General features: G+C 34.8%; 10 protein-coding genes. 9 read left to right on the top strand and 1 reads right to left on the bottom strand.

What is annotated here, in order from left to right:
* The first annotated feature begins 211 nt into the window (after window positions 1–211).
* From IEW94_RS15705 to IEW94_RS15665, 9 genes are all read left to right on the top strand, one after another.
* Window positions 212–3,463 carry a SusC/RagA family TonB-linked outer membrane protein gene (locus IEW94_RS15705; RefSeq protein WP_229669552.1) on the top strand — a complete coding sequence of 1,084 codons (3,252 nt, stop codon included), beginning with the start codon at window positions 212–214 and terminating at the stop codon, window positions 3,461–3,463.
* Window positions 3,464–3,478: 15 nt separating this feature from the next.
* Window positions 3,479–4,951 carry a RagB/SusD family nutrient uptake outer membrane protein gene (locus IEW94_RS15700; RefSeq protein WP_188654823.1) on the top strand — a complete coding sequence of 491 codons (1,473 nt, stop codon included), beginning with the start codon at window positions 3,479–3,481 and terminating at the stop codon, window positions 4,949–4,951.
* A gap of 82 nt (window positions 4,952–5,033) precedes the next feature.
* Window positions 5,034–6,413 (top strand): Gfo/Idh/MocA family protein, encoded by a 1,380-nt coding sequence (locus IEW94_RS15695; protein WP_373286649.1) that lies wholly within the window; start codon window positions 5,034–5,036, stop codon window positions 6,411–6,413.
* 21 nt (window positions 6,414–6,434) lie between these two features.
* Window positions 6,435–7,802, top strand: coding sequence for a DUF4832 domain-containing protein (locus IEW94_RS15690; RefSeq protein WP_188654821.1), 1,368 nt, complete (start codon window positions 6,435–6,437; stop codon window positions 7,800–7,802).
* Window positions 7,803–7,833: 31 nt separating this feature from the next.
* The gene (locus IEW94_RS15685; RefSeq protein WP_188654819.1) at window positions 7,834–8,745 is read left to right on the top strand and encodes a PKD domain-containing protein; all 912 of its coding nucleotides are present in this window, start codon (window positions 7,834–7,836) and stop codon (window positions 8,743–8,745) included.
* A gap of 360 nt (window positions 8,746–9,105) precedes the next feature.
* Window positions 9,106–10,113, top strand: a complete 1,008-nt coding sequence (locus IEW94_RS15680) for an acyltransferase family protein (protein ID WP_373286648.1) — start codon at window positions 9,106–9,108, stop codon at window positions 10,111–10,113.
* Between the two features lie 33 nt (window positions 10,114–10,146).
* The gene (locus IEW94_RS15675; RefSeq protein WP_188654815.1) at window positions 10,147–12,288 is read left to right on the top strand and encodes a hypothetical protein; all 2,142 of its coding nucleotides are present in this window, start codon (window positions 10,147–10,149) and stop codon (window positions 12,286–12,288) included.
* Window positions 12,289–12,355: 67 nt separating this feature from the next.
* Window positions 12,356–13,633, top strand: a complete 1,278-nt coding sequence (locus IEW94_RS15670; RefSeq protein WP_188654813.1) for a DUF4832 domain-containing protein — start codon at window positions 12,356–12,358, stop codon at window positions 13,631–13,633.
* A 22-nt stretch (window positions 13,634–13,655) separates the two neighbouring features.
* On the top strand, window positions 13,656–13,982 hold the full coding sequence (locus tag IEW94_RS15665; protein ID WP_188654811.1) for a hypothetical protein: 327 nt from the start codon (window positions 13,656–13,658) through the stop codon (window positions 13,980–13,982).
* Between the two features lie 248 nt (window positions 13,983–14,230).
* Here the strand turns inward: IEW94_RS15665 and IEW94_RS15660 are convergent.
* Window positions 14,231–15,026 (bottom strand): PIG-L family deacetylase (locus IEW94_RS15660; RefSeq protein ID WP_188654809.1); only part of this gene is annotated, 796 nt, incomplete at its 5' end.

Here is a 15,026-nt window from a genome sequence, read left to right as displayed (position 1 = left end):
AAGCTTAACATCCAGTAGGTATTTAAAGAACAATTTAATTACAGGTCAAATAACAATTTAACTATTAACTAAAACTAAAAACATCTTATGAATTATGTAGCGACTCTTACCCTTACTGACACTAACTTAAAAACCGAAAAATGTTGCAGCATTTTCCGGTTATAATAAGTGACTTAATTTAATCTCTAATTAATAAATCACAAACAAAAATATGAAAAAATTCACTAGGCTACTCAATACACAGAGTAATGAATTAAAATTTGATTTAAAAATGAAGCTAACTCTATTATTATTAATCTCGTTAATTCAAATGAATGCAAATGTGTATTCATCAAATTCAAAGATTTTTTACAAAGTAGAGAAAAATAACACACAGCAAATCGTTGTTTCTGGAAAAGTTACTGATGACGCAGGAATACCACTTCCTGGTGCTTCTATATTGGTTAAAGACACATCAATTGGCACAGTGACTACATTTGATGGCGACTATAGTATAGAAATTCCTGATGGAGCAACAACTTTGGTTTTTTCTTATTTAGGATATGTTAAACAAGAAATAGAAATTAATGGGCAGTCATTGATTAATGTTGTAATGTTAGCAGATAATACTAGTTTGGATGAAGTTGTTGTTGTTGGATATGGTACACAAAGAAAAAAAGATATTGCAGGCGCTATTTCAACAGTGAAAACCGAAAATTTGGTATTATCATCTTCACCTTCAATTGGTGATGTACTTAGAGGTACAGTGTCTGGGCTACAAATTACACAGAATAGTGCGCAGCCAGGTGGTGGTTTGGATATTCAAATTAGAGGAGCAGGGTCCATTAATGCTTCAAATGCACCTTTAATAGTAGTAGATGGTTTTCCTATTACTGATTTTCAACAACCAGGAACTGGTAATAGATATGATGGAGGAACCCAAAGTGTTTTAAATTCTTTTAACCCAAATGATATTGAATCTGTTTCTGTGTTAAAAGACGCCAGTGCAACATCTATTTATGGCGCAAGAGCTGCAAATGGTGTTATTTTGATTACAACTAAAAAAGGAAAGTCCGGAAAGGTACAGGTTGCTTATTCTGGTTCATATTCTTACCAAGCTTATAATGATAGTTATGATGTATTGAGTTTGCAAGAGTGGATGAAATTAAGAAACCAAGCTGCTTTTGAAAATTGGTCATTCCAAAATAGGGTCTATCCATACAGTGATAAAACTTTAGAAGAGGCTATTGCAAACCCTGTTAATGGTGTTGCATTTACTAGATTTTATTCGGATGATCAAATAAATAATGCAGGAAAAGGTACCAATTGGTTAGGTTTAATAACTAGGGATGGTGGCACTCAACAACACAACTTGTCTTTAACAGGAGGAACAGAATCAACAAAGTACTATTTATCAGGAAACTTATATAAACAAGATGGGATATTGAAAAATTCGGCCTTTGATAGAGCCTCGCTACGATTCAATTTGGATCAAAAGCTAACTGATTTTTTAAGTGTAGGAATGAATCTTACTATGAGCAGAATCAATAATGAAAATAGCCAGTTAGGTTCAGGGCAATATGAAAATTCTGGAATTATCAGATCGGCATTGCAATATGGGCCACATATTCAAGCTATTGATGAGTTTGGTAATTATCCCATTAACCCAGATAATGCTCAGGAGCCTAACCCTTATTCGCTGCTTACTATAACCGACAAAGGTGTTATTGATAGAACATTAACCAATTTCTTTGCCGAAATAAAACCATTGCACGGTTTAGTGGCTAGGTTTCAAGCTGGCATAGACCAAGGCTACACAAGTAGGAATACCTATTTACCAAGAACAACGTTATGGGGTGCATTGGAGAACGGTAAAGCTACAATAGCTAATGAGAAGAAAAATGACAAGTTGTTTGATTTTACTTTAAACTACTCCACGATCATTAATGAAGACCATAATTTCAATTTTTTAATTGGGTATTCAAGACAAACATATGAATCTGAAAGTGCATCTTCTGGCAATAGTGATTTTATAACAGATGCCTTTTTATGGAACAATATTAATGCAGGTGCAGGTACCAAAGTGATAGCATCTTCAAAGCATGAAGATAATTTAGTATCTTATTTTGGGAGATTAAATTATGTTTATAAAGGCAGGTATATTTTAACATCTACCATCAGACGAGATGGCTCAAGTGTATTTTCCAAAAACAATAGATTTGCCATATTTCCATCTGTGGCTGTTGGTTGGGATATTGCAGGAGAACCATTTATGGAAAAATTACAGGATGATGTGGGCCAATTAAAGCTCAGGGTAGGATATGGACAAACAGGAAATGCCGATATTGGTTCCAATGCTTTTGCGGCTTATTATGCGCAACCGGCGTATTTAAATCCTGATGAGTCTATATTAATTGGTGTTTTTCCCTCTCGACTGGAAAACCCAGATTTAAAATGGGAAACAACAAAAGAGACTAATATTGGCCTTGATTTTGAATTCTTTAAGGGGGTATTTTCAGGATCTGTTGAAGTTTACAATAAAGAGATTTCAGATTTATTACAATTAAAACCTATCAATTCCTACAATGAGATAAATACCGTTTGGGCCAATATTGGAAGTACACAAAGTAGAGGTGTTGAAGTTACTTTAAATACAGTTAACGTAGATACAGAAAACTTTAAATGGAAGAGCACATTAACTTTTTCTAAATTCAAAGATCGATGGAAAAAACGAGCAGATGATTGGAAACCAGCTATTTATCAGAAAGAGGATGATCCTATACGTGCCCGATATTCTTACTTATCCGATGGCGTGATGCAAATAGGAGAGGTGGTTCCGGCGCAACCGGATTTATTTCCTGGTCAAATAAAAATTAAGGATATAAATGGTTTTGAAAGAGATGGTTCTGGAAATCCTGTGGTTGATGAAAATGGAAGGTTTATAGCAACTGGAGAACCAGACGGAAAAATAGATGAAGCAGATATTGTAATGTTAGGGTCAACTGATCCAGACTTTATTGCAGGTTTTAGCAATAGCATCAGTTATAAAAATTTTGAACTTAAGTTTCATTTTAATGGTATGTTTGGAAGGCAAATTATAGACCCAACAGATGTTGCTTTAGGCGTTTCGGCAGATGGTGTTTGGCAAAATGGGCGCAATGCCTTAAGAAGTATTTATAACAGATGGACACCAGATAATCCAACAAACAGTAGACCGGCTTCACACTATGGATATACTCAATATAGTTCAGGTGATTTTTTCTTACAAGATGCATGGTTTATCAGACTTCAAAATTTATCGTTAGCATATAATTTACCTTCCAATTGGATGGGGAAATTATTAAACAGCGCAACAGTCAGGTTTGATGCTCAAAATCTCTTTGTTATTACACCTTACAATGGTGTTGATCCTGAAACGGATGCCTATGTGGCAGCATATCCTAACATTAAGACGTATACCATAGGAATAGATTTAAAATTTTAAAAAAAACTAATGATTATGAAAAAAATAAAACTGATAATGCTAGGGCTGTTAATACCCTTGACATTTGGATGTAACCCAGAATTAGAGTCTGTAAATTATGATGAAATTAATCCAGCTATCTTTCCTGCATCTGAAGCAGATGTTGAGGCTTTGGTAGTGGCTGCTTATTATCCTTTGCGAGGGTCTTGGTGGGATGGTATTCATACAACATCAGAAAACGGAATCATGTTTATTAATGATGCCTCAACCGAAATTCTTCAGGGGAATTTTGGTGTACAGCAATTGGCTACTTTACATAGTTATAACCCAACGAATGAATCAGTCACTAGATATTATGACCGTTTTTATAATAAAATAAGTTCCAATACATTGAGTATTGACAGACTTGAAAAATCCAGCGTCAATGATAATATAAAAAAGAAAGGTATTGCAGAACTTAAGTGTGCCAGAGGTTTTTTATGCTATGAACTTTTTGATATGTATGGCCCTTTGGTAGTTGCGCCATTAGAAGTTTTGCAAAACCCATTAACTGAAACGCCTTTAGCAAGAATGGGATATGAAGAAATGGTAAACTTTATTGAAAAAGACTTATTGGATGCTGCTGCAGATTTGCCATCCCCGGCAGAAGCTGCTTATGGTAGATTCAGTCAAGGCTTTGCTAGAATGCTGTTAATTAGATTATATCTTCATGAAAAAAGATGGGCAGATGTTGAAGCACAGGCCAATGCAATTATGGCAATGAACTATTATGAATTAAATCCTGATTATGTAGGTATGTTCAGTACGGCATCACAAGCTGATAATAAAGAAGTCATGTTCGCGGTTCCTGCAGACTATGCCGGAACAAGTGAAAACCAATGGCAAATGATGGTTTTACCATCTAATTATCCTGAACGAGGAGGTTGGGCCACCATTCAAAGTTCTTGGCAATTTTATGATTCATTTGAAAGTAATGATGTTAGAAAAACAAACTTGATAGCTGAATATACAGGTACAGACGGAGTGACTTACAATAGGTCTAATCCAAGTAATGTCATGCAAATGGGGCCACTTCCATTAAAAATTGCAGCTGATGCAGACAGAAGTACCGCGCTAACAACTGTTGATATTATTTTATACAGATATGCTGATGTGATTTTGTCAAAAGCAGAAGCTATAGCCAATAAAAATGGGGCACCTAACCAAGAATCCATAGACTTGGTAAATATGATTAGGGAAAGAGCAAATCTAGATCCAATTAAGTTGGTTGATTATGCTGATATTGATAGCTTTAATGATATGATTCTTTTAGAGAGGTCTCATGAATATTGGTGTGAAAATGGACAATACCGTTCAGATTTGATTAGACATGGTAAATTTAGTGAGCATAACATAGAATTAAATGGTGCATCTAGCCAAACAGCTCCATATAAAGTTCTATATCCATTTTCACTTGAAAGAATAAGTGAAGGAAAAGGTGCTTTTAAACAAAATCCTGGATATAATTAGTTTGGTTTAGTTTTGAGTAAGGGTTGCCTTGTTTTTTTTGAAAGTGTAATCATTGCAACCCTTTATTTTAATAACCTCTAAAATGAAAATAAAAAACAACAGTAGTAATATGGACTCCAGAAGAAATTTTATTAAAAAAACAGCAATAGCAGGTACAGGTATAGCTTTAATGCCCAGTTTAACCTTTGGTGCAAGCTCAAATGCCGAAAAACTAAAAATAGGAATGATAGGTGTTGGTTTGCGAGGTACAAACCATTTGAACAACCTATTATTAAGAAGTGATATAAATATTACTGCCATTTGTGATATTGACCCAAGAAGAATAAAAATAGCCGTTGATAACATAACAGAAAAGGGCTACAAAAAACCATTGGTTTTTGGTAAAGACGAATATGATTATAAAAATCTTCTGACTTTAGATAATGTAGATGCTGTTGTTATTGCCACACCTTGGTTGTGGCACACCCGTATGGCCAAAGATGCCATGAAGGCAGGTAAGTACACTGGAGTAGAAGTATCTGCTGCTAACACTATGGAAGAGTGCTGGGATTTGGTCAATACTCATGAACAAACGGGAACACATTTAATGATTTTGGAAAATGTTTGTTATCGCAGGGATATTTTAGCTGTGCTGAACATGGTAAAACAAAATGTTTTTGGAGAATTAATTCACTTTAGATGTGGTTACCAACATGATTTGAGACATGTAAAATTTAATGATGGAAAAACGGCTTATGGACCTGGAGTAGAATTTGGAGAAAAAGGTATATCAGAGTCCGCCTGGAGAACCAAGCACTCATTAATGAGGAACGCAGATATGTATCCAACCCATGGTGTTGGACCTATTGCAACCATGTGTGATATTAATAGAGGGAACCGTTTCTTGTCCTTAACTTCTAATGCGACAAAAGCAGTTGGATTACATGACTACATAGTAAAAACCGCAGGTGAAAATCACCCCAATGCCAAATTGAAATTTAAATTAGGAGATGTTGTTACATCTACCATAGAGACTTCAAATGGTGAAACCATAATAGTGACACACGATACAAATTTACCAAGACCGTATTCCCTTGGTTTTAGGGTTCAAGGGACAAATGGATTGTGGGAGGTAGATGGAAATCGTATTTATATTGAAGGCGTTTCTAAATTTGATGAATGGGATGTTGCGGATAAATGGATGGAGAAATATGATCATCCGTTATGGCAAAAATATGGAGAGAAAGCTAATGGAGCAGGACATGGTGGTATGGATTTCTTTGTTATCCATGCATTTGTAGAGTCTGCAAAATTAAATATAGCACCTCCTTTGGATGCTTACGATGCGGCAGCATGGAGTGCTATAACACCGCTATCAGAAGCTTCCATTGAAAATAATGGAGAACCACAAGATTTCCCGGATTTTACAAGAGGAAATTGGATGAAAAGAACACCCTATAATTGGATTAAAGACAATTATTAATCGATTTAAACCCCAAAAAAAATGAAATTTAAATTTATATTAGGATTGTTTCTAAGCTTTATAATAAGTTGTGGCAGCAATGGTACTGATCAAGATCCTGTAGAACCAATAGACGATACGGTAAGCAATATAACGTACAAGGCTTCTAGCGAAGTGATTTCAAATCCAGAGCGTGGATTTATGCACTTATGGAATGTTAGTTCTGAAGGAACTCCACTAAGCTTGGTAACGTTACAAAACCTGAAAAATGAAAACGTAACTATTATAAATCGGCTTTACTATTTAGATGCTTTTAAAAACTCAAGCTTAAGTACTGCCGAACTGGATTTAATAAAGACAGATTTTGAAAGATTAAGAACATCTGGTATAAAATGTGTATTGCGTTTTGCTTATAACAGTAACCCAGAAGACACTGATGCTCCACTAAATATTATTGAAACCCATTTAGATCAATTGAAACCACTTTTTAATGATAATGCAGATGTTATTGCTTTTGTTCAAGCAGGCTTTATAGGTTCATGGGGAGAATGGTATTATACCACCAATAATTTGACGACTCTGGAAAATAAAAAGGCCGTGGTAAATAAACTATTGGAAGTCTTGCCCAAAGAAATAAAAATTCAATTAAGGACACCATTGTATAAACAAGAGGTTTTTAATTATTCTACGCCAATAGATGCATCAGTAGGATATGGTACTAGCGATATTGCCCGAGTAGGATTTCATAATGATTGTTTTTTGGCCAGTGCAAACGATTATGGAACGTACCAAAACATTAGTGTAGAAAAAAACTACATAAGCAAGGAAGCCCTTTTTGTGCCAACAGGAGGAGAAACTTGTCCGCCAACGGATGTTCCAATAGCTAGTTGCACCACAGCGGAAACCGAAATGAAGTTGTTAAAATGGACTTATTTAAACCTAGATTATTATGGACCAGTACTTCAAGAATGGAGAAACAATAACTGTTTCACTGATTTTCAAAAAAAATTGGGATATAGGCTTTTATTAAAGACTTCAAGTTTGAAAAAAGAAGTAAGCATTAATGGCAACTTTATGTTAAATGTGGTTATTGATAATGTAGGATTTGCACCTGTTTACAACAAAAAAAAGGCATATTTAATATTTAGATCTGTGTCTGATGGTGAAATATATAAAAAGGCTTTAGATTTTGATGTTAGACACGTAGTACCAGACTCAGATTTTGAATTACAAGAGTCTGTAAGCCTTTCTGGTATTCCTCAAGGAAATTATCAATTACTTTTAAAAATTGAGGATGCATACAGTACATTGTCCAATAATCCTGATTTTTCCATCCAATTGGCAAATAGCAATACATGGGAGCCCACTGAAGGGTTCAATAACTTGCAACATACCCTAACTATAAACTAAAAACTACAATTAATCTCTAAATAAATTAATCATGAAAAGACTAAATTTTTTCTATTTTTTGATCATAGTTTCACTACTTGCAGGTTGTGGGACAGATGACAACGGAACAGCCTCCGATGGAGGTATAATAGCTGATTTTTCATATACGGTAGATGAAAATGATGCAAGCTTATTTAGGTTTACGAACCTTTCACAAGGAGCTACTTCCTATAGATGGGATTTTGGAGATTTATATTTTTATTGCGAAAAAGAAAATCCAAGTTATAGATATACCAAAGTAGGAGGACAAATTGATGTAACCCTTACAGCTATGAATGATTCTGGGCAAGAAGCTTCTATTACAAAAACAATTACTGCACCAGAGGTTTTACATGTAAATATTGCCATTGATGGTGATTTTGATGACTGGGCAGATGTTCCTGTAGTGTACGATGAAGGTGGATCTGGAGCTACCATGCAAAAAATTAAAATATGGGGAGGTGGCGATTTTGTCAATTTTTATTTAGAGGGAAACACGTCCATGAAATTGGAAGTAGTCGATATGTACATTAATGCAGACGGAAATTCATCTACAGGATTATTAAGCTGGCAATGGCCAAATGGTTCAGGCGCAGATTTTTTGGTTGAAGGGGCTTTTTTAAACAACGATTGGGGTGATTTTTATGCTCATAACGATCCTAATGGAGGGTGGTCATGGAATTGGTTAACCAGTGCAGATAGTTATTTTACAACTTCTGGCGTGGTAAACATAGATGCGCAAACTAATGCTATTGAATTCAAGATCCCAAAATCGGCTCTAGGTTCGCTAGGCACCTCTATTGGTCTTGCTATTTCAGAATTGAACAGTGGATGGGCATCTGTAGCAGATTTCCCCAAAGTAACTGCAACTAGTGCTTTTATTAGTTATGAACTTCCAATAGAATCTGCAAGTCTTTGCGAATAATTTTTATACAAATGTATTTAACCATTCTTTATACTTTATGTAAGAATGGTTGAATACTGTTAAGTTGTTAACAAAGAGCTCTGTTTCAAGAATTCAGGCATTTTTCATGTGATTAAATCATTTCTATTAACCAATTTTTAGAAATGAGTAAATATCTTCTTGCTTAAACAACTCTATATTTGGCTAAAATATGATAATGATAAATTTGGAAAGCTAACAACATATAGATGTCAACAAACAATTTAAAGTTTTTTAATAAATATTAAAAAAATGGATACAATTAAAACTGACAACCGCTTACTTTCACTGGATTTTTTCAGAGGGCTTACCATGTTTTTGCTAATTGCTGAATTTTCAAGTTTGTTTGAATTTATGATTTCTCCTGAACTTCACGGAAGTATTATTCATACTATAGGAGAGCAATTTCATCATGTGGATTGGGAAGGTTTACATTTTTGGGATTTAATCCAACCCTTTTTCATGTTTATTGTGGGTGTTTCTATGCCATTTTCTTTTTCTAAAAGAATGGCAAAGGGAGACACATTTAAACAATTGCAAAAACATGCTTTTAGGAGAGCTTTTTTGTTACTGGTTTTAGGATGGGCTTTATATTGTATTGATCCAGGAAGAATTGTTTTTAGATTTCAAAATGTACTTGCTCAACTGGGTGTAACATATATACTTGCATTTTTAATCATTCGTAAAAAGCCCATGATTCAAATAGGGTTTTCCTTATTATTGATTTTAATAAGCGAAGGTATTTATAGATTTTTTCCAGTTGAAGGTTTTAATCAAGCCTTTGTCCCAGGACATAACTTTGGGGCATGGTTAAATATTTTGATTTCAGGTAATGAAGACACAGGGCATTGGGCTATGTTTAATGCTATTCCTACTGCTGCGCATACCATTTGGGGTGTAATGGCAGGTCAGTTGTTAATAAGCGAAAGAACAAATAAGAAAAAAATTCAGCTTTTGCTTATAGCTGGAATTATAGGACTAATCATTGGTTACGGATTTAGTTATTATACACCTATCATAAAACGAATTTCAACAAGCACTTTTGTTTTTGCTAGCGGTGGCTGGGCCTTGTTGGCACTCGCATTATGCTATTGGGTGATAGATATTAAAAAATACCAAAAAGGAGTACTGTTCTTTGCGGTTGTAGGAATGAATCCATTGTTTATTTATTTGTTTGCGCATGTAGGTGGTGCAGAACTAATTAGGAAAATATTTTTGCCGTTTTCCAATGCTTTATTTGGATGGACAGGGACATTAAATGCTAATATAATGTTAAGTATAGTTGTGCTTCTTTTTCTATGGTTTATTTGTTTTTGGATGTATAAAAAGAAATTGTTCATAAGAATATAAAGATTAGTGTTAAACCAAAAAAGTAAAATTAGAATGAAGAAAACCTATTTATTTGTAACAACTATTTTGTTTTTTGCTACAATACAGTGCTTCAGCGGTAATTTTGTATTAAAGACGTTTGGGGAGACTCATGGTGTTTGGCCTGATTCTTTATTGGCTTATCAAGAAAAAGTTAAAGAAAAAAAGGATAATTCCCTAAAAGCTCAAAAGGATGCAACCTCTATTTATGTTGAATATATTGAAATGGGTAAGGCTAATAATACTTTTATTAAGCTTCCTGAATATGATGTAAATTTTACTAAAAGCACAAAGATCACACGATTTAAAAATAACTTTTACCAAGTTGTACTTAAAGAAATTGACAAGGGGAATTATACAGAAATAAATGGTGAACTGGAAAACCTTTCTGATGAAAATTCTTGTATAACACTTCGAATTATTATCCCTTTACAAGGAAACAAATGGAAATGGTTTAGTGGGTTGGAAAAAGAATATGTAATGAGTAAAGATTCAATCTATTCAGATACCAAGAAAATTTCTACCATGCTGCCTCCGGACGGAGCCTTCAATGGCCAAACATTATCTGACGGTGGTTATGGGGATTCAGTTGGGCAAGGCTCTATGTCATTTTATCCTCTGGGAGTGGTTAGTGTTGATAATTCTGGAGAAGGTTTAGGTGTTGATATGACTCTTCCAATAGTTTATCGTTTAAGTGCCAAAAAAAATGAAGGATTAATTGCTGAGTTTGATATAGCAACTAGTCCATTAACTGAGAAATTTCCAAATCGTGCTTTTTTCAAATTAAGCCATTTTAACTTTAATTCCAATTGGGGAATGCGGGCAGCTTTAAAACAATATTACTCCATATATCCTGAATCTTTTAAAAAGAGGGTTACAACAGAGGGAATTTGGCTTCCTTTCACACCACTTAGATCCATTAAAAATTGGAAGGACTTTGGGTTTGCTTTTCATGAATTGTCATGGAATAGTTTTGACGTTAAAGAAGGAAAGAGCATACCCAGTATTGTATCTGATAAAGGTACGGGTGTCTTAAGCTTTCAATATACAGAACCTTGGGATATTCAATTGCCAATACTCAGAAAAAATATTCCCTATGATACACTTGTATCAAATAGAATGGTGCCACAGGAGCATCAACAATACCTTAAAAATAGTGCTACAGAAGACAAAAATGGACTTTGGCAAACCCGTCGACTTGAAACACCATGGTTCAGTTCAGGATGGGCAGTGAGTATTACCACCAATTGCAATCCTGATATTGAGGGTTTTAACAGATATCAATATGTTAGGCAAACTGAAATTGCGCCAGCACTAAAAATGAATGTTGATGGTGTCTATTTTGATTCGATGGAATGGAACTGGCATTATGATTTAAATTATAGGATTGAACAGTTTAAATATACAGATTACCCATTATCATTTTCAAAAAACGTTGCTAGGCCAGCCATTTGGAATTTTGTTTCAGAATTTGAGTTTATGAAAAAAATTGCAGATGAAATGCACTCCCAAGGAAAACTGGTAATGGGCAATGGACATGCATGGAATCCATTTGCCGCAGCTAACCTTGATTTGTTTGGAGCAGAATTAAGTTGGTATTCAACTGGAGATCATGGTATAGAAGCTTTAGATTTTAAAAGAGCCATTTCCTCTCAGAAACCGATTGTTTTTCTTTTAAATGAAGGACTAAATGACAAGGCTTTTACCAATTTTCCATTCAAAGGATACGAAATCTATTTTGAAAAACTTTTGGCTTATGGCTTTTTCCCTTCTTTTTTTAGTACTGATGCTTCCAGTGACCCTTATTGGATGGATGCGGAAAAAGTAGAAAATGGACGCCCTTTCTTTAAAAAATATATTCCTATTATAAAACAAATCTCAGCGGCTGGTTGGGAGCCTGTCACCGATGCTGTTTGTGATATCGATTTTGTGAGAATAGAGCGTTTTGGTGAAAGGGGAGAACTCTTTTTTACCATTAGAAATAACGGAAATAAGGATGCTTCATGCACGGTAACTTTTGACTTAAAGACGTTAGGTATCTCAAGGGACTTTAAAGCATTAGAAGTATTAAGTGGTATGCCATTAAAAGTCAAGAATGATGAATTAAACATCACCGTTCCAACGCTTAGAACCCAAGTGATAAAAATAATACGATAATTTATAGAGAAAAGAAAGTTGATTTTATGAATTTTATTGGTTTTCCAAATTTATAACCTAATTAAAAATGAAAAAAAGTGTACCAATTATTTCTCTTTCCATAGGTCTCCTAATCATGGCATGTGGTGGGAATAAAAAAAATGATCAACACGACAAGATAATAAATGCTTCCATTTTAAATGGAGGAGGTGTTTCTAGTTTTACAAATGTACAGCCCATGACAGGTATAGTTGTATGGGATGGAAACCCAAATGCAAATTCTGGAGCACATACCTTAGAGTATTCATATATGCTTTTTGATGATGTTGTATCCAAAAAGGGTGTTTATGATTGGTCTGTTGTTGAGAATAAATTAAACGCCATAGCTTCAAGAAATCATCAAGCAATTCTTCGTTTTCGGTACACCTATGTAGGGCAGCTTACCACAGTTCCAAAGTATATTAAGGATTTGCCGGACTATCATGAGACTAAAGGGCTCAGCGAGGGCAAAGAAACATGGTTCCCTGACTGGTCCAATCAAGAATTAAAAGACTTCACATTGCAATTTTATGAGAATTTTGCTGAAAAATATAACAACGATAATAGGCTTGCATTTTTACAAGTAGGATTTGGTTTGTGGGGTGAGTATCATATTTATGATGGTCCTTTTGAGTTGGGAAAAACATTTCCTTCAAAAGAATTTCAAACCATCTTTTTAAAGAAGATGGATAGTTTGTTTTCTAATTTACATTGGTCCATTTCAATTGATGTTGAGGATGGGAAAGTAACACCATTTCGTGAAAATCCATCTTTATTAAACTTGTCATTTGGATTGTTTGATGATTCATTTATGGCTGAAGAACACGCAAGGGTTAATGAGCAAAGGTTTAAATTTTTGGGGTATGAAAACAGGTATAAAAACAGTCCAATAGGAGGTGAATTCAACTATTATACTGCTTTTGATCAGGAAAATGTACTGTCACCAGATGGACCACATGGCGAATCCTATGAATCTGCAGTTTCCAGATTCCATGTTTCTTACATGATTGGAAATGATCAATACAAATATCAAACTACAGAGCGCATAAAAGAAGCCAGTTTGCATACAGGATATAAGTTTGAAGTTACTAAGCTAGAAAAATCCAATACTAAAACTTTTTTAACGGTAAAAAATACAGGTACTGCGCCAATTTATTACGATGCCTATTTTTCAATTAATGGAAATAAATCCAACGAATCGCTTAAATCATTAGTTCCTAATCAAGAGAAAATTTTTACTATTGATTATACTGGAAATGAAACTTTAAAGATAATCTGTGATAGGCTACTAAAAGGACAAAGGATAGATTTTAAAAGGTCTTTTTAAAGCAAAAACCGTTTAACTTTCAATGAAGAAAAATTTATATGAATGGGTAGAATTTGATAGCTTTGAAAATAGGATAGCTTTTAGACGGTTTATAAATTGGATAATTGGCGAATTTGATTTGTATCTGAAAGAAGAATTAAGTGAATTAGTAGTATATTTTCCAAGAGGCTATTTTACCATTTCTGAACAAGAGAATAACAATGTTGATATTAAATTTAAAATATCAATTTACAGTAAATCCTTAAAAAAAGGGAATTATATTAAAGAAAAGATTGATGGGATTTTATATCATTCAAAAAGCACTTTGAATTTGAAAAATAAAAGTCAATTACTAGAGTTAAATATATAATTTGATTACAACAAACCTCTAAAAACAAACACTTTATGTATAAGTGTTCCAGTCAAATTATTGGTGTTATTGTAAATGGCTTTCTGAGTAAATTTTAATGTTTGGTAAGTTGTTGCCTTTTAAAGTTTCCATTCTAAATCAAAATCTATTTTAGTTAGTGAACTACTCGAATATTAATAATCATTAACAATACTATCGAGTAGTCCTAACCAAAAAACTAACTAACTCAAAAACTCATTTCTGTTTTTTTAATACTCCCACCTCACAAAAGCCTCCATAGCTGCATAATGTGACAGTCCCAATTGGTCGTACAGCTCGGCGGTCTCCCTGTTGCGGTCCTCGGCCCGCTGCCAGAACTCCCTGCTGTCCGAGCCTTGGAAAACAACCCCATCCTTTTGCGACTGGTGCTTAAAAATGCCCTTGCGCTTTTCAAGTACCTGGTCCGGTCCCATCGGAACGGCCATCTCAATCTCATCAATGCCCCATTCCTGCCATGCACCCCGGTACAGCCACAGCCAACAATCGTCCATGAACTTTTTGGGCTTTAGCTTTTTCACAGCTTCAAGAACAGCATCAAGGCACACCTTATGGGTTCCGTGGGGATCGGCCAAATCACCGGCCGCATATATCTGATGGGGCTTGATCTTCTCTATCAGGTCCATTGTTATTTGTATGTCCTTTTCTGCCAACGGTTTCTTTTCAATGCTACCGGTCTCATAAAACGGCAATTCCATAAAATGGATTTGACTGTCTGGAACACCTATATAATGGCAGGTTGATTTTGCCTCTCCTTTCCTGATCAGTCCTTTGATATACCTAACCTCTGGAATATCAATTTCGCTGGATTTCTTGTTCTTGAGGAATGTCTTGGCCTTTTTGAAGATTGATTGCGCCTCTTTGTTGTCGATTCCAAATTTTTCATTGTAATCACAAACAAAGTTTGCAAAGCGCAGTGCCTCATCATCTGCCACCGCTATGTTCCCTGATGTCTGATAGCCCACGTGCACTTCATGTCCCTGCTCTTGCAAGCGCTTGAAGGTGCCG

It is taken from the genome of Yeosuana aromativorans, from assembly GCF_014646655.1.
Classification (GTDB): Bacteria; Bacteroidota; Bacteroidia; order Flavobacteriales; family Flavobacteriaceae; genus Yeosuana; species Yeosuana aromativorans.
Note: the sequence above shows the minus strand (reverse complement) of the source record. Positions and strands in the feature narration are given on the sequence as shown.

Excerpts from the sequence above, each read along its gene's own strand:
- IEW94_RS15705 (WP_229669552.1), top strand. The coding sequence starts at position 212 with ATGAAAAAATTCACTAGGCTACTCAATACACAGAGTAATGAATTAAAA.
- IEW94_RS15700 (WP_188654823.1), top strand. The coding sequence starts at position 3,479 with ATGAAAAAAATAAAACTGATAATGCTAGGGCTGTTAATACCCTTGACA.
- IEW94_RS15695 (WP_373286649.1), top strand. The coding sequence starts at position 5,034 with ATGAAAATAAAAAACAACAGTAGTAATATGGACTCCAGAAGAAATTTT.
- IEW94_RS15690 (WP_188654821.1), top strand. The coding sequence starts at position 6,435 with ATGAAATTTAAATTTATATTAGGATTGTTTCTAAGCTTTATAATAAGT.
- IEW94_RS15685 (WP_188654819.1), top strand. The coding sequence starts at position 7,834 with ATGAAAAGACTAAATTTTTTCTATTTTTTGATCATAGTTTCACTACTT.
- IEW94_RS15675 (WP_188654815.1), top strand. The coding sequence starts at position 10,147 with ATGAAGAAAACCTATTTATTTGTAACAACTATTTTGTTTTTTGCTACA.
- IEW94_RS15670 (WP_188654813.1), top strand. The coding sequence starts at position 12,356 with ATGAAAAAAAGTGTACCAATTATTTCTCTTTCCATAGGTCTCCTAATC.
- IEW94_RS15665 (WP_188654811.1), top strand. The coding sequence starts at position 13,656 with ATGAAGAAAAATTTATATGAATGGGTAGAATTTGATAGCTTTGAAAAT.